This window comes from Corynebacterium silvaticum (genome assembly GCF_002162115.2).
In the GTDB taxonomy this organism is placed as follows: Bacteria; Actinomycetota; Actinomycetes; order Mycobacteriales; family Mycobacteriaceae; genus Corynebacterium; species Corynebacterium silvaticum.
Map to the genome: position 1 here is coordinate 276,816 of NZ_CP021417.2, position 20,145 is coordinate 296,960.

Annotated in this window: 20 protein-coding genes, 1 tRNA gene and 1 pseudogene; 13 read left to right on the forward strand and 9 right to left on the reverse strand. The window is 56.2% G+C overall.

Translation table 11 applies throughout. The features are described from left to right. Positions 1-112: 112 nt before the first annotated feature. A complete protein-coding gene (locus tag CBE74_RS13675; RefSeq protein ID WP_087453260.1) occupies positions 113-1,546 on the forward strand; it encodes a hypothetical protein in 1,434 nt (477 codons plus the stop codon). On the opposite strand, the gene CBE74_RS13680 is transcribed toward CBE74_RS13675, so the two are convergent. The 3 genes from CBE74_RS13680 to CBE74_RS13690 form a co-directional block, all read right to left on the reverse strand. Then, complete coding sequence (locus tag CBE74_RS13680; protein WP_087453261.1) at positions 1,543-2,952, reverse strand: DUF4185 domain-containing protein; 1,410 nt, start codon at positions 2,950-2,952, stop codon at positions 1,543-1,545. The two genes, CBE74_RS13675 and CBE74_RS13680, sit on opposite strands and share 4 nt — an antisense overlap. A 333-nt stretch (positions 2,953-3,285) precedes the next feature. Continuing rightward, positions 3,286-3,362 (reverse strand) — tRNA-Pro (locus CBE74_RS13685). A gap of 106 nt (positions 3,363-3,468) precedes the next feature. Further along, a complete protein-coding gene (locus tag CBE74_RS13690) occupies positions 3,469-4,410 on the reverse strand; it encodes a metallophosphoesterase (protein WP_087453262.1) in 942 nt (313 codons plus the stop codon). Here CBE74_RS13690 and CBE74_RS13695 point away from each other — a divergent pair. Beyond that, positions 4,409-4,870, forward strand: coding sequence for a GatB/YqeY domain-containing protein (locus CBE74_RS13695; protein ID WP_087453263.1), 462 nt, complete (start codon positions 4,409-4,411; stop codon positions 4,868-4,870). The genes CBE74_RS13690 and CBE74_RS13695 overlap by 2 nt on opposite strands. Before the next feature lie 20 nt (positions 4,871-4,890). Here the strand turns inward: CBE74_RS13695 and CBE74_RS13700 are convergent, their stop codons facing one another. Then, positions 4,891-7,263 (reverse strand): transglycosylase domain-containing protein, encoded by a 2,373-nt coding sequence (locus CBE74_RS13700; RefSeq protein ID WP_134316140.1) that lies wholly within the window; start codon positions 7,261-7,263, stop codon positions 4,891-4,893. Positions 7,264-7,457: 194 nt separating this feature from the next. Here CBE74_RS13700 and CBE74_RS13705 point away from each other — a divergent pair, with 194 nt between their 5' ends. The 4 genes from CBE74_RS13705 to CBE74_RS13720 all read left to right on the forward strand — a co-directional run bounded on the left by CBE74_RS13705 (position 7,458) and on the right by CBE74_RS13720 (position 9,509). Beyond that, positions 7,458-7,805: a WhiB family transcriptional regulator gene (locus tag CBE74_RS13705; RefSeq protein WP_087453265.1), complete on the forward strand. Its 348-nt coding sequence runs from the start codon at positions 7,458-7,460 to the stop codon at positions 7,803-7,805. A 174-nt stretch (positions 7,806-7,979) separates the two neighbouring features. Then, positions 7,980-8,135, forward strand: a complete 156-nt coding sequence (locus tag CBE74_RS13710) for a Sp36 family protein (RefSeq protein WP_013910653.1) — start codon at positions 7,980-7,982, stop codon at positions 8,133-8,135. Then, positions 8,135-8,593, forward strand: a complete 459-nt coding sequence (locus CBE74_RS13715) for a RidA family protein (RefSeq protein WP_166741028.1) — start codon at positions 8,135-8,137, stop codon at positions 8,591-8,593. The genes CBE74_RS13710 and CBE74_RS13715 overlap by 1 nt, the downstream gene beginning before the upstream one ends. Before the next feature lie 73 nt (positions 8,594-8,666). Continuing rightward, positions 8,667-9,509, forward strand: coding sequence for an MBL fold metallo-hydrolase (locus CBE74_RS13720; protein ID WP_087453267.1), 843 nt, complete (start codon positions 8,667-8,669; stop codon positions 9,507-9,509). A gap of 110 nt (positions 9,510-9,619) precedes the next feature. On the opposite strand, the gene glxR is transcribed toward CBE74_RS13720, so the two are convergent. Continuing rightward, complete coding sequence (glxR, locus tag CBE74_RS13725; protein ID WP_087453268.1) at positions 9,620-10,303, reverse strand: CRP-like cAMP-activated global transcriptional regulator GlxR; 684 nt, start codon at positions 10,301-10,303, stop codon at positions 9,620-9,622. 174 nt (positions 10,304-10,477) lie between these two features. Continuing rightward, the gene (locus tag CBE74_RS13730) at positions 10,478-10,819 is read right to left on the reverse strand and encodes a hypothetical protein (RefSeq protein WP_087453269.1); all 342 of its coding nucleotides are present in this window, start codon (positions 10,817-10,819) and stop codon (positions 10,478-10,480) included. A gap of 80 nt (positions 10,820-10,899) precedes the next feature. Between CBE74_RS13730 and nth the strand changes: the two genes are divergently transcribed. From nth to CBE74_RS13750, 4 genes are all read left to right on the forward strand, one after another. Then, entirely contained in the window at positions 10,900-11,706 is an 807-nt protein-coding gene (gene nth, locus CBE74_RS13735) for an endonuclease III (protein WP_087453270.1), read from the forward strand. Positions 11,707-11,708: 2 nt separating this feature from the next. After that, positions 11,709-12,311, forward strand: a complete 603-nt coding sequence (locus CBE74_RS13740) for a TlpA family protein disulfide reductase (protein WP_087453271.1) — start codon at positions 11,709-11,711, stop codon at positions 12,309-12,311. Beyond that, a complete protein-coding gene (locus CBE74_RS13745) occupies positions 12,311-13,090 on the forward strand; it encodes an NUDIX hydrolase (RefSeq protein ID WP_087453272.1) in 780 nt (259 codons plus the stop codon). The genes CBE74_RS13740 and CBE74_RS13745 overlap by 1 nt, the downstream gene beginning before the upstream one ends. Before the next feature lie 81 nt (positions 13,091-13,171). Continuing rightward, complete coding sequence (locus CBE74_RS13750; protein WP_087453273.1) at positions 13,172-14,368, forward strand: MarP family serine protease; 1,197 nt, start codon at positions 13,172-13,174, stop codon at positions 14,366-14,368. Here the strand turns inward: CBE74_RS13750 and CBE74_RS13755 are convergent. After that, entirely contained in the window at positions 14,365-15,279 is a 915-nt protein-coding gene (locus CBE74_RS13755; RefSeq protein ID WP_087453274.1) for an alpha/beta fold hydrolase, read from the reverse strand. The two genes, CBE74_RS13750 and CBE74_RS13755, sit on opposite strands and share 4 nt — an antisense overlap. 100 nt (positions 15,280-15,379) lie before the next feature. Further along, a complete protein-coding gene (locus CBE74_RS13760; RefSeq protein ID WP_087453275.1) occupies positions 15,380-15,880 on the reverse strand; it encodes a phage holin family protein in 501 nt (166 codons plus the stop codon). A 116-nt stretch (positions 15,881-15,996) separates the two neighbouring features. Here CBE74_RS13760 and CBE74_RS13765 point away from each other — a divergent pair, with 116 nt between their 5' ends. Then, positions 15,997-16,662, forward strand: coding sequence for a hypothetical protein (locus CBE74_RS13765; protein ID WP_087453276.1), 666 nt, complete (start codon positions 15,997-15,999; stop codon positions 16,660-16,662). Positions 16,663-16,695: 33 nt separating this feature from the next. Here the strand turns inward: CBE74_RS13765 and CBE74_RS13770 are convergent, their stop codons facing one another. Then, complete coding sequence (locus CBE74_RS13770) at positions 16,696-17,568, reverse strand: HAD family hydrolase (protein WP_087453277.1); 873 nt, start codon at positions 17,566-17,568, stop codon at positions 16,696-16,698. A 659-nt stretch (positions 17,569-18,227) separates the two neighbouring features. Between CBE74_RS13770 and CBE74_RS13775 the strand changes: the two genes are divergently transcribed. Further along, positions 18,228-18,641 (forward strand): hypothetical protein, encoded by a 414-nt coding sequence (locus CBE74_RS13775; protein ID WP_087453278.1) that lies wholly within the window; start codon positions 18,228-18,230, stop codon positions 18,639-18,641. A 466-nt stretch (positions 18,642-19,107) separates the two neighbouring features. After that, a pseudogene (gene ssd, locus CBE74_RS13780) lies at positions 19,108-20,140 on the forward strand (septum site-determining protein Ssd). Positions 20,141-20,145 lie beyond the last annotated feature (5 nt).

The following is a 20,145-nucleotide window of genomic DNA, read 5'->3' on the forward strand; positions in this document are numbered from 1 at the left end:
TGTGTTTACTATGGTCAGGTGGGGCTTACGGTGTAGAAGTTTTGCATGCGTATTGGGGTGTTTCGGTGGGTCGTTAACCGAAAAATCAGCTGGCTAAGTACATTTTTATAGTATGAGTCGATTTGCCGTTCGCCACCTCAGCGCAGCTATTCTTCTGGCCGCTCCACTGATCGCCGGCACTGTGTACGCAGTGAGCACTGATTATGATCTTGCCAGTTCCTGGTCCACGGGGGAAGAATCAGCCGGGGCCCCTGCCGTGCATGACGATGCAGCGCTTGTCGACGCTCGCCGCGCCGCCGGCGAAGCAGGCGCCCAAGCAGGATTACTCAAAGGCGGCACCAAACAGCTTGCCGACGGCGCCGCAAAGCTTGCCGACGGCTCCAAGCAACTCGGCGCAGGAACAACCGCAGCCCGCGACGGCGCCGCAAAGCTTGCCGACGGCATGAACCAACTTCAGGCGGCTACCGGCCAGCTGGGAAATGGTGCGACGGAGATCGCCAACGGTGTGGACCAGGCAGTGGGGCAGCTCTTTGCACTGGAAGCCGTTCGTGGACAAATTCTCGGCGCGATTGACCGAACCATCGGAGACATAGCCAAGAGCAAAGACCCCAAGGCCGCGGAGTTCAAGCCACAATTGGAAGACTTCCGCAGCCAGGTAGACACCTTCCAGGTGGACAAAAACATCACCGACCAGCTGACCAAACTCCGCGATGGCTCCCGCGAGCTCGCCAACCAGCTGCACGTTCCGGGCTATGGCTTCCACGACGGCATCTACTCAGCCACCAAAGGATCCAAAGAGCTTTCCGCAGGGCTTAACGAGCTCGCAGCCGGTGTAGACGAGGCCCTCAAAGGCGTAGAGCAGCTGGATCAGGGCGCTCAAAAAGTCGACGGGATGGCCAAAACAAACCAAGATCGTGTGGGCTCAGTATCCCGAGCGCTGCCTGTCATCCAGGCTGGAACCCCCGAAGCTGAAGAAGCTGGGATAACCAAAACTCTTGCCCCAATGTATGCATTCCTCATCGCCGCAGGAGTCATGCTTGCCGCCGGCACCTATGGACGTGGCCGAGCATGGGTAGTGAGCCTTGTTGGAGGTATAGCGCTTGCAGCTCTAGGAGGCTCACTCGTGGCGATCCTGGGTGCCGAGCTCGGCGCGGCGGAGGCGACCGCAGCCGCTGGCATATGTGCCTTGCTTGTCTTAGCGTCTGGGCTGGGCACAGCTGTCCTGATCCGTGCGTTTGGTGCTACATGGGGCTACCTTGCTGCGCTCGTGGGGATTATCGCACAGGTAGGCATCGTGGGATGGGTATGGAATTCTGCGGCGACAGCGCAGATCAGTACAACAACTCAGGCACTGGTGAACCTTATGCCGTTGAACTACCCCACGCTGGCGCTAAGTTCGCTCGGCAACGGGACAAACTCCCCAGCCCTCTGGGTTGCCGTCCTGGTCACCGCTGGTTTAGCAGCCGCCGGGGCAGTATCGCTGAAGCTGCTGGGCAGGCGCGAGACCTCAGGTTCTCATGCGGCACCCGAGGACGTCACCTACTAGTTTTTCTCTGAATCATGTGCGCCGGTAAGGGGTAACACCTCTACCGGCGCGACGCTTTCTAGGATCTCATGCTCTGGTGTCGCGGCCTTGCCCGGATCCACTGGCGTTACCTCAGAGACCTCGATGACGCTTTGATCTGCCGTGCCTTCGGGGGAAGCGGTGACTGCCCGCGGCGTCGGTTGGGCGTCGGCAAGCTTAGGCGTGACGTTGAAGAACTTATCCAAGCCCTTGACGTTAAACTGCGTGGAGTTATAACGGCTGTTATTGGAGGTATTCCACTGTGACACCACGATATTCATGTCGGCGAGAGTGGAAAAAGGCGTGATATAGCCGCCGTAGAGCTGGGTGAAGTTGTTCTCACTTTGCTTGGCGCCCCAGCCGCCGGTGCCAGCGACCACCACGTGAGCCGGCTTAATATCATCCCAGCTCTGGTCGATTTTTTCGGAGATCCGCACCTCGATGGCCCAGGTCTCTTCATTGAACATGCTGAGTACCCAGTGCCCCTCGATTCGGCGCAGGGACATCTCGCCGGCTTTCACCGAGTTGCTGAGTATCGGTGTGAGGGGCGCGCCCTCGGTATGCGTGGACCAGGTGCTTGTTGTGGGGTCATAGTGCTCCCACTGCTGCTCATCGCTGATCTGGTCGGGGCGGAAGCGGGTGAGATAGACGCTGTGCGCGCGGCCAAACTTGGAGGAGACCATGTACACGTATCCGTCGTCGCCGTTTTCCCAGGAGAGAAGGCTGCCGAACTCATTCATGTAACTAGCGGGTATCTCGTTGACGCTAGACCAGGTCTTTCCCAAATCGGTGGACTTCCAGATCTGAGTACTTATGACGTTGCCCAAACCTTTATGCCACATGGCCTGCATATAGATTGTTCCGTCGATATTAATGACGTCCGAGGGGAGGAGCGTGAGGCGGTCTTTGTGCTCGTACTCGATAAGCTGCTCGGCCTTGTCGCCCTCGTTGAGTGGGCGAAGGATCTGTATTTTTCCGTCCTCTCCCAGCTTGGCCACCACGCCGATCGGGCTTTTCCACTCGCCTTGCAGGCGCTCGCCAGTGAAAGAATCCCCGAAGATGATGGCAAATTCTTTGCCGTCCTTGGCTAGTCGGACCATTTCCCCTAGGTCGCCGGAAAGGATGCCGAACTTATCGGATTTACCGCGCCCAAAGAGATCGTCGAGCATGGTGACCGTGAGTCCTTCGGAGATCCGGTTTGGGCGCTGCGGGGCGGGCTTAGCGTCTGGGACCGAGGAGCCAGAAGAACCGGAGGAGCCGGAGAATAAAGCGGAAGGCAGTCTCGTGATTTTCCCAAAATCGATGGCGTGTCCGGTACTTACGCTGGTGAACGAGCTAACAGTGATGAGGGCAGCAACCGTCAACGCTTTTCGACAGGTCATACTCATTACATGCCTTTCTATATGCTTCACGTGAAATAAATGAGCATACCAGTAATAAAGGCTGATATTTTTGTGTCACGGTGGTTTGTTGTTTTTGAGAACGCTAGCGGCGGTGTGGTGGGTAAAAGCCCAGGTGGGTTTTTCTACCGTTCTCAAAAACGACAAAACCTTGGGGTGCTGAGCCGGGCAACCTGCATTTCCATAGACAAAGAGGCTTTTTGTGGCATGATTTGGGGCTTTTGTCTATGGAAATGCAGGGTCTGTCGGTGGTGGGGCGGTAGAGCAGTGCACAGAAAAACAGGCTAGCAATCCACAAGTGGATCACTAGCCTGCTCTCAGTGGTCGGGATAACAGGATTTGAACCTGCGACCTCTTCGTCCCGAACGAAGCGCGCTACCAAGCTGCGCCATATCCCGTCGATACTGGACATACTTTAGTTGATCAACGCGGGAAACAGCAAAATTGCAGATGGTGCGCGAAATGCTTTTGCACCGAGTGCACCGCGGGGGCTCGCAGCTAGCCTTAACGCTTTTCCGTGACGCGGATCAGCGTGGCAGAAGGACGGCAGAAAACCCGGATGGGAGCGAATTTAGAAGTGCCCAGACCATTGGAAACGTGCATCCACATGTTCCCAAAAGTGTGCAGTCCCTGCACTCGCTGTGCATCGATCCCGCAGTTGGTCACAAGGGCGCGGGAACCAGGCAGACAGACTTGACCGCCGTGGGTGTGGCCGGAAAGCGACAACATATAGCCGTCGCGTTCAAAGCGCTCTAGTACGCGTGGCTCGGGGGCATGCAGCAGCGCAATGCTGAGGTCTGCGTCCGGGTTCGGAGGGCCGGCTATTTCTTCATAGTCGTCGAGGTCGTGGTGGGGGTCGTCGACACCTGCAACGGCGATGCGCACATGGTTGATTTGGAACTCGTGACGAGCCTGGTTTGTGTCGCGCCACCCGTGTTCTATGAAGGCGGCGCGCATTCCTTTCCACGGCAGTGCTATCTCACTGGGCTTGCGCTTTTTGCCAAAGAGATAGAGGAAGGGGTTGACCATGCTGGGGGCAAAATAATCGTTGGTGCCAAAAACAAAGAGTCCGGGGCGTCGGAGTAGCGGGCCGAGTGCACGCAGCACTCCGGGCACGCCTTTGGGGTCGCTGAGGTTATCTCCTGTGTTCACAACCAGATCCGGGGCTAGCTTGTCCAGCTGTGCTACCCATTCTTGCTTCTTAATCTGGTTGGGGATCATGTGGAGATCGCTGAGGTGCAGGATCCTAAATTCGTCTTCGTCTCTTAAGACTCCAGGTTCCAGGATGGGCAGTTCCACGATTTTGAGCTCAAAGTTAGAGCATTCGCGATGAGCCCATGCAAGGGTGGAAAGTCCGGTGAGTCCCAGCGCACCGGTTACCGTGAGAAGAGTCTTTTTCAATGAAGCCACTCGTACAGCGTACCTGCGACTAGGCTTAACAACCATGAGTGAACTCAAGATGAAGATCCGTGCAGATTTGACCACCGCTATGAAAGCCCGGGAAAAGGAGCGTACGGGCACGTTGCGTATGCTTTTAGCCGCGATCCAGACAGAGGAGACGAGCGGAACAAAGCATGAGGTGACTGATGAGGATGTGCTCAAGGTCATTGCTCGTGAGATTAAAAAGCGCCGCGAATCCGCAGATGTGTATGCCGGAGCGGGTCGACAAGAGCTAGCCGACGCAGAAACACGGGAGGCAGACATTCTTGCGGAGTATCAGCCCGCCCAGCTAGACGACGCCCAACTCGCCGCACTCGTTGCCCAGGCAGTTGAAGAAATCGCCGCGGAGCATGGCGACGTGACTATGAAGCATATGGGACAGGTGATGAAGATCGCTACGGCTAAAGCCGCGGGCCAGGCCGATGGCAAGCGCCTGTCCACGGCAGTTCGTGCGGCGCTAGCCTAAGTCCTTTCTCCAGGTGGTGACTACCTGCCAAGTAGCTGTTCCAGCAGGTTGGCTAGGTCGTTGCCTCCCGGATTGCGGTTGTTATCGGCGGGTCCTTCGTCTCGCGGTATCAGGGGGCTGGTGGTTCGGCGGGGGGCGGTGCCGTCGGAAAGCACAAGCTTGATGGTGGAGTCGGACTTGAGGGGGACAGGAACCTCGGTGCGGACTACATGGTCCTTGGGAAGGCCATTACCTGCGGTGTACTCGGTGACAACTTTGTATCCCTTGCCCGTAAGCTCGCGTTTTACGTCGTCGCCGTTGCGGCCGATGTAGGAGCTACCTAGGTCCTCCGAGGATCCGCGATTGTACTTTGTGTCGTAGGCCGGCAGGGTGCCGGTTGCGGCGCGGCCGGTTGCTGTCGCTGCGGAGAACCAGGTGCGGGCGGGCTCGTCGCCGCCAAAGAGCGTCCCCTTTCCACACTGGGAGACCGGCGAGGTGCACAGCGGGGCCACGGTTGTTCCGTCGTTGTAAATGTATGCTGCAGACGCAAAGTTAGAGTTAAAGCCAAGGAAAGCGGCCGATTGGTGCGACTCCGTAGTGCCTGTCTTGGCAGCGGCTGGGGCGCGGAATCCGGCGGCCTTTGCTGCGGCTGCGCCTGTTCCCTTGATCGTGTCCTGGCTTAGGCCGTTAGCCAGCGCGTTGGCGATTTCTTTGCTGATGGCCTGTTCGCACGCAGGTCGCTCTAGATACACCTCGTTGCCATGGTGATCGGTCACGGACTCGATAGGACTTGGCTCGCACCACATGCCGTCGGAGGCCAGGGAAGCCGCGACATTGGAGAGCTCAAGTGCATTGACGGCTGTGGGGCCTAGGGTATAGGAGCCCAGGTTGTGCTCTTTGAAGTAGTCCGCGATGGAGTTATTAGAGTCAAAGGAGCCTTTTTCGGAGTAGCTGCGTAAGCCCAGAGCCACGGAAATATCAACCACATCGCGCACGCCAACAGACTCGATGAGCTGGACAAACGGGGTGTTTGGCGAGTGCGCCAGCGCATCACGCAGAGACATCTGTGGGGCATAAGAACCAGAGTTTTCCACGCAGTAGGTTCCGGGTGCACAGCCCGCGGCGCCGCCGTCGCCAAGCCCCTTAGCCTCATAACGGCGAGGAACCTGCAAGACGGTATCCAGGCCATAACCCTGCTTGAGCGCAGCCGCGGCCGTGAAAATCTTGAACACGGAGCCGGCGCCGGCGCCCACTAGCGAGGACGTTTGCGGAAGAACCGTCTGGCCTGCGTTGAGATCTATGCCGTAATCGCGGGAGGAAGTCATCGCCAGAATCTTGCGTGAATTAGTGCCGGGTTCAATGATGTTCATAACATCGGCGACTCCGGGCGACTGCGAGCTGACTTGGCTGGTCACCGCGTTGTGGGCTGCCACCTGGGTTTGCGGGTCGAGCGTGGTTTTAATCGTGTAAGAACCTTTAGTGATCTGCTCGGTGCTCAACCCTTTTTTGTTGAGGTAATTAAGGACATGGTCGCAGAAGAACCCGCTATCGCCAGCGGCGATGCAACCGTTTGCCAGTCCCTGGGGTGCGTCTAGCACTCCGAGCGGCTCGGCTTTGGCTGCGTCGGCTTCTTCCTGGTTGATGTAGCCGTTCATCACCATGGAATCCAAAACAATGTTACGGCGCTCAAGAACCGCATCCGCATTGGTAAAAGGATTGAGGTAGGAAGATGACTGCACCATGCCGGCAAACATCGCAGACTGGGCCAAAGAGAGCTCAGAGGCAGACTTACCAAAGTGAGTCCGTGCTGCGGCCTCGATGCCAAAGGAGTTATTTCCAAAGGGCACCAGGTTGAGGTAGCGGGTCAGGATCTCATCTTTGGAAAGCATCTTGTCGATGGTCGAGGCCATCCGCATTTCACGCAATTTGCGCGGGATAGATGTCTCCGTGGCTGCTGCTTGCTCGTCGGCATTGTTTGAGGTGACAAGAAGCAGGTAGTTCTTCACGTATTGCTGATCCAGAGTGGAGGCACCTTGTTCGACGCCTCCGGCAAAAAGGTTGGCAGCGATTGCGCGCAGATTACCTTGCAGATCCACACCCTTATGCTCATAAAAGCGGCGGTCCTCAATGGAGACGATCGCATCTTTCACCGTCTGCGGGATTGCTTCAGACGGCACCGAGTACCTGCGCTGGGAATACAACCACGCGATGGGGGAACCCTGATTATCTAAGATGGTGGAGACACCGGGGGCAGACCCGTCGGTCAAATCTTGAAGATTGGACTGCATTGTTGCACTAGTACGTGCAGCTGCAACGCCCGTAATGGCAGCTATGGGGGAGAGTGCTAGGGCGCTGGCAGCCCCTGCTGCTACGGCAACGGCGACGATCCTGGTGAGTGAATTCCACTTTGACACCCCTTTACCCTAGCTAAGCAACCGTTGTAGGGGGAAGTAGGAAATATCCCCACAAAGTGTGATGCATTCGACTTATGTAACTTTCTGTGAATAGACTTACATGAGTTCACGTTGGGCGCTTGTAAAAAGGCGCAGAGGCTTGGCTTTTTTGAGTCTCTAGTTCGTTCCAAGATTTATGTCAGGAGGAGTTCATCATGACAACTTCGTTGATGAACGTACGTAAGATCAGCCCCCTAGAGGAAGATTCGCTGGGGTCACTTCGGGCATTGGAGCGTGGAGACTGGGTAATGCATGCCCACTGTCGCAATGAAGACCCGGATGCTCTCTTTGTCCGTGGTACGGCGCAGCGGCGTGCAGCAGCGATTTGTAGCGAGTGTCCTGTGATGATGCGCTGCCGCGCTGATGCTCTTGATAATCGCGTGGAATTTGGAGTGTGGGGAGGCCTCACGGAACGGCAACGACGTTCCATTCTTCGCAACAATCCTGACGTAGAAAGCTGGCGCGATTTCTTTGCTCGCGGAGGCGAACTCGCCGGAATATAACCGGAATATAGCGGGGCCCTAGTGGTACCGCTAGGGTGGAAGCCTGTGCGCGGCGCCCACGAATGCGGCGGGCGAGCGGGCGCGGGCGTGCGGGATTGCTGCATGGTGGGCGTCGTAACGCCCCGGTAGCCCTTAAGCCTTTCAAGCGGGTTTGCGGCAGGTACAGTTATAGGCATGACTAAATGGGAATATGCCACTGTACCTTTGCTCACTCACGCGACTAAGCAGATTCTGGACACCTGGGGCGAGGATGGCTGGGAGCTCGTCAGCGTTGTACCGGGGCCAAACCCCGAGAACGTTGTCGCGTACATGAAGCGCGAGGTCGAGTGATGACGGCAAGCGAAAACCTTAAAAACCTAGGCATAGAGCTGCCGGACGTCGCAGCACCCGTGGCCGTCTATATCCCGGCCACCAAGGTAGGAAACCAGGTGTGGACCTCTGGCCAGCTGCCTTTTATCGACGGCTCTTTGCCTGCAACAGGCAAAGTTGGGGCGGACGTATCCGCGGAGCAAGCCGAATCCTATGCTCGCGTGGCCGCGCTGAATGCTCTGGCCGCCATCGACGCGGTGGTGGGCATTGATAACGTGACCCGAGTTCTGAAAATCGTGGGCTTTGTTGCCTCTGCTCAGGATTTCGGCGGGCAGCCTGGCGTGGTCAACGGTGCTTCACAGCTCATGGGAGAGGTCTTTGGTGAGGCCGGGGCGCATGTGCGTAGCGCCGTAGGGGTGGCGGAACTCCCGTTGAATTCTCCGGTTGAGATTGAAGTTGTTGTTGAGGTTGCTGAGTAGGGAGTGTTGGCAGTCCTCATATGCAAACGGGCCCTGCAAAACTAACGGTGGGGTTCCGTTTAAGTAGTTTGGCATGGCAATAATCGCTAAGCTGATGGGCATGGAGCATCCTGCTTACAGTCAGCTACGGCCGGTTAGTCCGTCCGTTTCGGTGGTACTTTGTCCCAATCCGGGGTACGCCGCCCTCGAAGGAACGAATTCGTGGGTGGTGCGTGCGGAGGGGGACTCGCGCAGCATAGTTATTGACCCTGGTCCTGAGGACGAGGGGCACCTTAATGTGCTCAACAGTAAGGCCAATGAGGTTGGCCTGATACTGCTTACGCATAGGCATCACGATCATGCTGATGGGGCACCGCGCTTCTACCAACTCACGGAGGGTACTCCTATCAGGGCGCAGGACCCGGCTTATTGCAAAGGCGGAACACCGCTTGTCGACGGCGAGGTGATCACCGTGGACGGCGTTACTCCCCAAGTAGAGGTTGTTTTTACGCCGGGACACACCGCTGACTCCGTGTGTTTCTTTGTGTGGAGCGGGGAGCCGCACGCATCGGAGTTGGAGGGGATCATCACTGGCGATACCATCGCGGGGCGCCATACCACGATGATTTCCGAGACTGATGGCGATTTGGGGGATTACCTCAATACTCTCGCGCTCCTGGAGGAGCGGGGCAAAGACGTGTGTCTTATGCCGGGTCACGGGCCGGAAGGGCATGACGTTGCAAGCTTTGCGCATTGGTATACCCAGCGTCGTCGTCAGCGCTTAGATCAAATCCGTGCAGCGCGTGCTGAGCTCGGCGAGGATGTGTCTATCAAGCAGCTTATCGACGCCGTCTACGATGACGTGGACCCAGTTCTGCGGGGTGCTGCGGAACAGTCGACCCGCGTGGCACTGCGCTATCTGGCGGAGCAAGAATAGTCGCATCCATAAAAGGCCTGTTGGCCCGGCTCCCGCATGGGAAAGCCCGGGCCAACAGGCCTTTGTAGGGAGTGGAAAACCAACTCCCTATATGTAAGCGCTGGACAACGTTAGCGTGCGCGCTTTGCCAGGTGCTCGGTGTCCACGATCAGAACCGACTTGCCTTCGAGGCGGATCCAACCGCGGTGGGCGAACGTGGCTAGGGCCTTGTTCACGGTCTCACGGCTTGCGCCTACGAGCTGAGCGATTTCTTCCTGTGTGAGGTCGTGATTCACGCGGAGAGCGCCGCCTTCTTGGGTGCCAAAGCGGTTGGCCAGCTGCAGCAGCGTCTTGGCAACGCGGCCGGGAACGTCGGTGAAAATCAGGTCTGCGAGGGAAGCGTTGGTGCGGCGCAGGCGACGAGCCAGGACGCGAAGCAGCTGCTCGGAGATCTCTGGGTGATCACTGATCCACTGGCGCAGCATCTCCGAATTCATGGTTGCGGCATGAACCTCGGTGACGCAGACAGCGGAAGACGTACGTGGGCCTGGGTCGAAGATGGACAGCTCGCCGAACATGTCGGAGGGGCCCATGACTGTTAAGAGGTTTTCGCGACCGTCGAGTGAGTGGCGGGCCAGCTTCACTTTTCCGGAAGTGATGATGTACAAACGGTCGCCAGGCTCACCCTCTTCAAAGATTGTTGCCCCACGCGGGAATCGGACGCTTTCAAGCTCCTGAATCAGATTGCTGACCGCAACTGGATCTACACCTTGAAAAATTCCGGCGCGGGAGAGAATATCCTGCACACCATCCACGTCAATACTCCTCTAGTAGGCCGCGCTAGGAATGTCTCCGAGTCTGAGCTATAGCTAGTGCGGCGTTATAACCGGATCCTGGTGCGATTGTGGAGATCACGTTCGCATTGCCTTGATCGGTTTAGTTAATGTTTCCTAGATCACCATACTATGTACTGGGTCACTTTTGCACCCTCAAAATGGATTGGTCACAAAGTGAGGGGTTTGGGTACTGAATGGGGGTGAAATTTTTGAATTATCGCGAGTAATCCGCTTCATCGTGGGGTTCGGTGTCCGCTGCGGGGGTACCAAAAAGGTGGGATTATTTTTCGTCCTTAGATAAAAATTCTTAGCATCGCCGGCAGGGTCTGGTGTCTCTGCGTCTGCGCTGGTGAGTGGGAGGTCAGTGATCTCGGCTGCGGCGTTGTTTTCCTCAGGAATTCCGTGTGGGTGGAGTACCTTGATCTCTAGACGATCCATCCATAAGAGAAACAGTGCCAGAGCAAAGGGGACGAAAAATACCAACAGGAAGCTCATGCTGCCACTTTAGCCTTGCATCAAGCGGCATGCAGCGCAGTTTCGGGTCAATGTCACAGGCCTGGAATAAGGTGGGTGCCATGTCGAGTCAGTATCCGTTAGAGTTGCCAACCTCTCCGCCAGTTACCCGGGTCAAAGTGGGGGCGCATAAGGCTGCGCGTGGGCAGGAGACTCCCCTGGGGAAGAAGCGCCGAGCGCGCAGGATTAACAGGCTTCTGAGCGTGGGATACCCAGAGGCCCATTGTGAGCTGGATTTTAAAAATCCATTAGAACTCACCGTGGCCACAGTACTGAGCGCGCAATGCACTGACGTGCGCGTTAACCAGGTGACTCCTCGGCTTTTCTCCAAGTATCCAACAGCATGGGACTACGCCAACGCGAATGAGCTTGAGCTGCAAGAAATCATCCGACCTACCGGATTTTATAAGGCAAAGGCCGCGCATCTTATCGGGTTGGGGCAGAAGCTGGTGGCTGACTTCGGCGGTGAAATCCCGCAGAGTATCGAGGATCTGGTGAGCCTGCCGGGCGTGGGGAGAAAAACTGCCAATGTGGTTCGCGGAAACGCTTTTGGCATTCCGGGGCTCACCGTGGATACGCATTTTGGTCGGCTAGTGCGTCGCATGGGCCTAAGCTCGCACACTGACCCTCTGAAAGTGGAGTCTGAACTCGCAGAACTCATAGAGAAGAAAGAATGGACGATGTTTTCCCATCGCATCATCTTTCATGGTCGCCGTGTGTGCCATTCACGTAAAGCTGCCTGTGGAGCTTGTTTTCTGGCTGCGGAGTGCCCAAGTTTTGGGGTTGAGGGGCCGGTGGATCCCGAGCTGGCATCTGCTTTAGTGGTAGGGGATAATCGTGAGGCGTTAGTGGAGTTGGCAGGAGCTTAAGTATGAAAAAGACAATCGCTGCTTCTTTTGGCGTTTTTGTCGTGATGCTTGTGCTTCTCATTGCGGTCGTTCCGCATCTCCTGCGTGGCGGCTCGGGCGACCAGAAAGAAAGTGCCGGGGCTGAGGGGGCTGACATCGTGGCCCAGAACGTTCAGAACCGTCCGGAATGTCCCGTTGCGGACGTGGGTGGGGTCTCGCTTCCGTGCTTGGGTGCTCAGCACCGCGCCCATCCTAAGCCTGCTGTTACGGTGGTATCGCTGTGGGCTTGGTGGTGTGAGCCGTGTCGCAAGGAATTACCGCTTTTCGACGAGCTCGCGGCCAAACACCCAGAGTTTTCCGTGGTAGGAGTCCATGCAGACACTCATGCCGCTAACGGCGCTGCGTTGCTCAACGACCTCGGTATTCAGATGCCATCGTTGCAAGACAATAACAATAGTTTCGCAGCCTCACTCGGTTTGCCTAAGGTAGTGCCCATCACCCTTGTTTTTGATCAGAACGGAAAGCTCATCTCGACGATCCCGAAGCCCTTTGAACACTATGAAGATCTTGAGTCTGCAGTGCTAAAAAATCTCCCCGCAACTGTTACTCCTACGGAGGCCTCCTGATGGACAGCAACGAGGGGCGACTTGGCGATTTCCCGCAACCAGATATGCCAGGAGAAAACATCACGCTGCGCCCAGAACGCGCTCCCGTATGGATGAGGCGCCTGGTCGGGGATGTGACTGGTGGTGCTATCAACGGAAGGATCCGGCGGGCACTACGCCCGGAGTCCTCTCCCGATTCCACTAAGCGCGCTGCGGTGCTGGTTCTTCTTGCTGGAGCGGAAACCTCAGCCGAGATGCCTAACGACGCCTCTGTGCTTCTCACGCACCGGTCGCCAAGCATGAGAGCGCACTCCGGGCAGGTAGCTTTCCCTGGTGGTCGTCTTGATAAGACTGACGCGAACGCGGTGGACTGTGCGCTTAGGGAAGCGTGGGAAGAAACCGGGCTGGATCGTCGGACGGTGACGCCCCTGGCGCAGCTTCCGGAGGTGCATATTCGTGCCACAGGCTACCCGGTGCTTCCTGTGTTGGCTCATTGTCACAGCGTCGGGCCCATCGGCGTGGTCAGCCCACAAGAAGCCGACTCGGTGGCTAATATCCCCGTGTTGTCTCTCACGGATCCCGCTAACCGGTTTATGGTGCAGCACCAGGACTGGTCTGGGCCGGCATTCCGGGTGAACGATTATGTGATCTGGGGTTTCACCGGGGGATTGCTGGATGCTCTTATCGCTCATGCGGGATGGGAGCATCCGTGGGATAAAACCACCCACTACGATTTGCACAAGACACTGTCTGAATCGCGAAATAATGAGCGGCTTGGCCAGTTGTACCCGCGTAGGTAGACCACCGCCTGCGGCCAGGTTCTCAGATATCGCGCCTAGTGCGCTTTAGTACACACGCTCATAGGAAGGTATCCCACAGACGTGACTCCAGGAACAGTCGTGGACATAATCATCGGTCTGGCGCTCATCTTGGCTATCTTTTCCGGATGGCGACAAGGCGCGTTCGCCTCGGTGCTCTCGACCTTGGGTGTGATAGCTGGCCTGATCTGCGGGGCTGCCCTTGCCCCGGTGGTGATGGAACAGACAGAATCCACGGCATTGCGCTTCCTGCTTGCTTTGGGCACGGTGATTCTTCTCGTCGGAATAGGCAATCTCGTCGGCGGGCTTATCGGCTCGTCGTTGCGAGATCGGGCCCAGTGGCGCAAAACTTTGGCGATAGACTCGATGGTGGGGGCGTTATTTCAGGCGCTTGCCACATTGATCGTTGCGTGGCTGGTTGCCATTCCACTGGCCACGAGCCTGAGTGGTTCGGTATCGCAAGGTATTAAGAACTCCACGATTTTGGGATTCGTTGATCGCAACATTCCAGCTGCCTTGTCGACGTTGCCCTCTAGGATCTCCGCGATGCTCAATGAGTCCGGGCTACCGCCTTTGATTTCTCCCTTTGTGGAAGGAACGCAATCAAAGCAGGTAGAAGCACCCGCAATTAAAGTTGCGGATACAGCTCTTGTGGAGCGCCTACGTCCTTCGGTTATCCATGTGCTGGGCGAATCTGAAAAATGTAGTCGACGACTCATGGGGTCTGGCTTTGTCATAGACGAATCCCACGTGATCACTAATGCGCACGTGGTGGCAGGTACCGATAAGGTTAGCTTGGATACCGTCGAGGGCGTCTTTGCCGCTGAAGTCGTGTACTACAACGCACAACTGGACGTAGCAGTGCTGAAGTCCGACAAGATCAGTCTCCCTGCGCTTGCATGGGCTCAAGAACCGGCTGAATCTGGCGCGGATGCCATTGTCATGGGATTCCCGGAATCAGGCCCCTTTGAGGCAGCCCCTGCGCGTGTGAGCGATCGCATTAAAATCTCTGGCGCAGACATCTATTCCAACGGCAGGGTTGAACGTGAGGCCTATACCGTGCGCGGCAGCATCCGAAAAGGAAATTCCGGCGGGCCCATGGTGGATACTGAAGGAAACGTGCTGGGGGTGGTCTTTGGGGCATCTGTAGACAGCAGCGACATCGGCTATGTGCTTACCTCCCAAGAAGTACAAAACATCGTGGGCGATATCGCAGCGCTGGAGAGCCCTGTGGATACTCAGAAATGTGTGGCCAGCTAGATAGTCCGGATAAAACGCAGCACCTCGGAAATAAAACCCTCAGGGTTTTCCAGGTGCGGGCGTTGGCCTGTGCCACCGACTGTGGAGGTGCTGAGCCCCGCTGCCGACCGTGAGTGCGCGCGGCGGGCGAGCCATGCGGACGTGGCGGAGGCGTCGACAAGCATGTGCACAGGCACCTGGACCTTAGACAGCGTCCACTTCACGGGAGGAACATTAACGCTATAGCGAGAGGTTTTTGTTACCGGGAGGAACGTGGAATCGATCGACATCGCTCTACGACGCAAACGAAGCTCCTGCTCAAAACGCTCGCTGACGTGAAAGCTAAGGCCTGTGGTGAGTCGCAGATCGCGTTCAATGAGACGGTCGCGCCGGGACCAGCACCAGGAGCGTAGCAGATGGGGGAGCCGGAACATCATGGTCATCGGAAGAATGTGAGAAAAAAGCCAGGGGCGAAGCCCAATCGCTCGGCGCATGTCGGCGGGGTGAAGCGCCCCAACGGCTAGCAAAGAATCCACGTGATCGGGATAATTAGCGGCCAGCAACCACGCGATAGAAGCCCCGGAGCCCACCCCGATGACGTGGGCAGAATTATGCCCGAGCGTCCGGATAGAACCTGCGATGTCGCCCGCGGCAAAGCGGTGTTCGTAGCCGCTTGGGGGTTTGTCCGAGAGCCCGTAGCCGCGCATGTCCAGCGCTGCGACGTGAAAACCAGCTTCTGCTAAAGGCCCGATGACGTGGCGGAAATCAAACCAGCCTCCAAAAGAGTCGTGCAGAAGCACAATAGCGGGATTCTGCGGGTCGCCCGCTGTCGCAGCGTGCAGGCGCAGCCCACGCGTATGCAGCATCTGGTGGTGGAATGGGCCCTCCAATGCAACTACAGAGGGGGACAGCGGCTGCCGGTGTTTCTTCAATCTCTTAAGCTTTCTTGTGGACGCTAGTAGGCTAGTAGGACGCAAAACGCCCCCGCACAACGACGTGTGAGGGGCGCACTAGTGTTTCCGCTATTAAGCGTTAGCTGTACATTCCGTGCTGCTTAGCCTCCAAGCTGGCCTGTGCCTTTCCCGGAACGAGATTCTTAAGCTCTGTGACGGACTGAATAGTCTGCTTGGGCTTGCCGATCTTCTTGACTTTCTTAAAGCCCACAAAGGCAAGAAGGGCCGCGAGGACGATCATGATGAGGAAGACGATGAGGAATGCAGCCCAACGATCCAGCCAGACACTGAGCAGCTCTGCAAGGAAGAAGAAAAAGAAGAAGGAGCTGTAGAGGGCGATAGTGCCAGCGACACTAAACAGGCCGCCGCCGATCACGCCTTTTTTAGCTTCTGCAGCAAGCTCGGTCTTAGCAAGCTCGACCTCTGCGCGGAACAATGAGGACATCTGCGCGGTAGCGTCACTTACGAGGGAACCGATGGAGCCTTTGTTGGTGGCATCGACATCAGTCAGGGGGATTCCATTAACCTTTGCGTCGAATTGATCCGCGCCATCAGTGAAAAAGCCGTTGTCCTTGCTCACAGGTTGATCCCTTCAGATCGAATTCATTTAAAACAGTTATCTTCAATCGTGCCACGAAACGCGCGTGAAGGTGAATTTACTGGATAGATTGTTGTGTATTTGTAGTATTAAAACTCATGGCAACCTTGGACCATCTACTCGCATCCGGTGAAATTAAAACACTCGCTCAACGTGCTACAGATGGCATCGCCGCAGTTCATCGCAGGCCAGTCAACCTGCGCAAGTATGAAGTTACCTCCTCAGAATCGCTGTTGCGAGGCGCACGAACCAGCGCCGCTCTTGATCCCGAACTGGGGGAAAAGTACCACATCAGTGGGTACAGCATGCTCGCGCCAGCTGTGATCGAACAAACATCGAGGACCTTTCTCCGTGCGCCACTCCAAGTCCTTGCCCGCATAGATGCTTTGGCGGGAGGACCCGGCAGGCCTACCTCTGCATCCGCGGAACTTGAAGTCCTAGCCCACGTGATCACATCGGACCCCAATCCGGCTCTGATACCGGCTGTTGTGCATGGGGAGATCATCGGGCGTGCAGCTTTTGGCCCTAGAAGCGCGCTCGTGGCACGCGTTGCTGCTCGTAGTGCAGCGGTCACCTTTGGCAGTGATCCGCGTGGATTATGCGTGCCAGAAACCTATCTGCGCAGGCACCGATCCGAGTATCAAGCGAGCGCAGCGCACTTCACGGCAGGTCAGGAGCAGGCGGTGACATTCATAGAGCTGTATCTCAAAGCGATGATAGCCGGCGCGGAAGAGGCGGAATCCATCGCAGCTGCGGCTCGGTGATGGCTCTGTGGGAAGGAGCGGGGCGTCGGCAAGCTAAGTGCGCTTATCGGTCCGCTTATTCCACCACACCACGCCTCCCAGCATCGCGGCGACTCCCGCAGCGACACCCGTGCCGATTTGGACTTCCCGCATCGTGGGCTTTGGAAAAAGGGGAACAGGGTTTTTAAACGTGCGGATTTCCCAGCCCTTTTCCGTAGCTATTCGACGCAGCGCCCGATCCGGGTTCACCACAACCGGGTGGCCGACGGCTTCGAGCATAGGAAGATCCGTGACCGAATCTGAATACGCAAAGCTGGACTCCAGTGCGTATCCCCGCTGTTGCGTGATTTCTGCAATCGCCTGAGCCTTCATCTCCCCCTTGCAATAAAAGGGAATCTCACCAGTAAATTTGCCGTCTTTCACTACCAATTCTGTGGCAACGACCGTTTCCACTCCCAGCTCCTGAGCGATCGGCTCCACCAAAATACGAGCTGACGCGGAGATGATCACCACATCGTGGCCTGCCTCCTGATGCATGCGGATGAGCTCACGGGCTTCTTCATAAATGGTGGGCGTGACCAGCGAGTGCATCGTCTCCGTGGCGATGGTTTTTACCTGTTCCTCGCTCCAGCCAACAATCATCTGAGCCAATTGATCCCGAGTGGTATCCATTTGCTCGCTACTATGGCCGGCGATCATATAGGTGGCTTTAGCTATGGAAATCTGCAAAGCAGTGGCGGGGGAGATCAAACCGGAATGGAGAAACTCTCGGCCATATACATAGACGGAGGATGTCGCGATGATCGTCTTATCTAAGTCAAAAAAAGCGACAACTTTGGAAAAATCGGCGGGAAATATCATGCCGGAAGCAGGGGCGGAACCATCGTGTGATGCTCCGGGGCGGGGGTGCTCGGATGAATATGCCATAGTGCCTAGCGATTGTAGCTGTTTTTATGCCGTTACGAGCAAAAATGTCAGGCGTGTGGTGCGGCGACGACGCTTTAGCAGCGGACGAGAGGTGTACTGAAGGTGTATTGAAAAGAAAAAATGTGCTCGATGTCTCGCGGAGTATTGCCTGTTGCTGTGGTTTGTGCAATAATGGCAAGTGCAAGGCCCCGATATACAGTGCGGCCTGCCCCGGCCCGCCCCCCTGTGGCCGGGTGGCGGCTCGCGCTTACCCCCCTAGCGCGAGCCGCCCTTTTGTATGTTTAAGCGACCGTTGCTGGTTAAGTGGTGGCGGTTCTAGTCTTCGGTTAACTCTTGCCCCTCAGTACCGAGACTGCATATTGAACAGCTTCACTGCCTTTAATCACTTAATCACTGCCGATTTTGAGTCGTAGGATCCTTTAGCAGCAGCTTTACTGTGGTTTGCCTTTGAGTTGGAAGTGGGACTTGCTGGTTATCGGTTTGCTTCTATTTCTGTCAGGTTCTTCTACCGTTTGCTGTGCCAACGGACGCAATGCCCACCCCTACCTATTCCCTACCTATTGGGTCGCTCTAGCACTTGCGGTAGTGGATATAAAATAAGTGAAGTGATGTGAGCTAAAGCGAAAGTTTTCTGTGTATTGAAATACGGAGCGTAAAACATGACAGCTAACTGGAGTCTATCGTCCTTTGGGTTTTATATGAATTCTCTTTTGAAGAGGCATTTTGCTCAAGAAAATCTTGTTTCTTCTGGGGCTGTTGAACTTCGGGCAGCGTGGCGACCGCCTTCGTTTGTTTATGCTGTATTTACCGTTATGTCGACAAGGGGGCTTGCGTATGTTGGTCTTGAAATGGACCCAATTCCGGCGAGCGGCAATGTTACGTCAGAGGAAGACACCGCTGTTAAAGGATGGGTGGCTCAACTTGCCGGAAGTCCGTTTGCTGGTGATTTAGACTACGAGGCTGAAGATAGGATTCAGTGGCTTGGGAAAGTTAGCGACAATGTTCCTCAACATTTTTCAGAATTGAGAAGGATGGGGACAGAAGTTTTTCTTCCATTAACCGACCATGGCTAATAGTTCAGTTCTGTCCCATCAAAGTATTTTCCAGTCTATGTTCCTTCGCATTGCTCCTGCGCGGGTAGGGGTGGACCCAATTAATAGGAAAGGCCAGTTTATCTAGCTGATTGATTTGGTCTACGCAGACGCATGGGGCAAGTCTTTTCAGATGACAATGCTCCTGCGTCTACACGCTCTTTTAGATATTTAAACGTGGGCTTTTTAGAGTGTGCGATGTCGTTTTTGAGAACGCTAGAAAACTTACCCTGGGGTTTTGCCTGGTTGTGTGTCTGCTTCAGTGGCTAGCGTTCTCAAAAACGACAAACCAGTGGCCTCGTGTGCCCAATAGTGAGTTCATCCCCATTACACAACCAGGTCGGGGAGTTATCCACAGACATTAGAAAAATCGAGACGAGAATCGTGTTATCCACAGAAGCTCTTTACACACTCGTCATAAGCCGGCGTTGCGTGAAAGCTGTCAGCTATGAAGCCAGCACCAGTACTTATAGCGGTAACGGATCCCATTGTTCACCCCGAAGCCGTGCATATAGTTGCAGCTACGGGGCGACCCATGATCGATAGCACTGACCCCCGGGAAATTACTCGCCATGCTCATCGAGCTGCTGCAGTGCTTGTCGACGCAACAACGGCTCCGCACGCAGCAACGCTTCCCGCTGGCACTCGGGCGTTTTCTTCTCGCTGCAGAACCTGGCCCCATCGATTGGAAACTGGCCATGGCGTGCCATGCAGAGGCAGTATACATTGTGCCGGCGCAAGCCCCAGAATTACTCAAAGCACTTGGTAGAGACGATGATCCGCCACCAGCGGAAGGCATCGTGATAGCGGTTATGGGTGCCGTCGGCAGGGCGGGGACATCAACTCTTGCCAGCTCTATAGCGCTCAGTTGCGAGAACGCTGTGCTCATTGATGCAGATCCTTCTTCTGGTGGCGTAGATCTTCTCCTGGGCATCGAGGAATCACCGGGTATGAGGTGGAATGATCTGGTGTTACGCCAAGGTGACGTGCGTTCTGACGACCTCATTGCGGCGTTTCCTAAGACGGCTCAGGGGCTTTCTGTCCTCACGGTGGCCCGTGGCAATGATGCACACACTATTGATGACACAACATTGAATGCGGTTATTCGGAGCCTGCGTGGGCACACCAACGTGGTTGTCGACCTTTTACGTGGAACGAGTATTGCCGATTCCGCTCTCGACGCCGCCGATTGCGTAGTGCTGTGCATCCCCGCCGAAATTCGCACGGTCGCAGCAGCAGAAAAATTGGTCCAACAGATGCGCGCCCGCAACATCAAAGTCGTCGGCGTGCTGCGGCACCGCTTATGGTCATCGGTGGATGCCACTGATGTTGAACGAGCAGCGCACCTCGATGTTGTAGCGGAAATAGGAAATCTGTCGCGGCTGACAAAAACCACCGAATACACGGGTCTTTCGTCGCCTTTGCCACGCAGTCTCAAGGCTGCAGCGACAGCAGTGCTGGAAGAAGCGCAGGCAGCATGATGAAC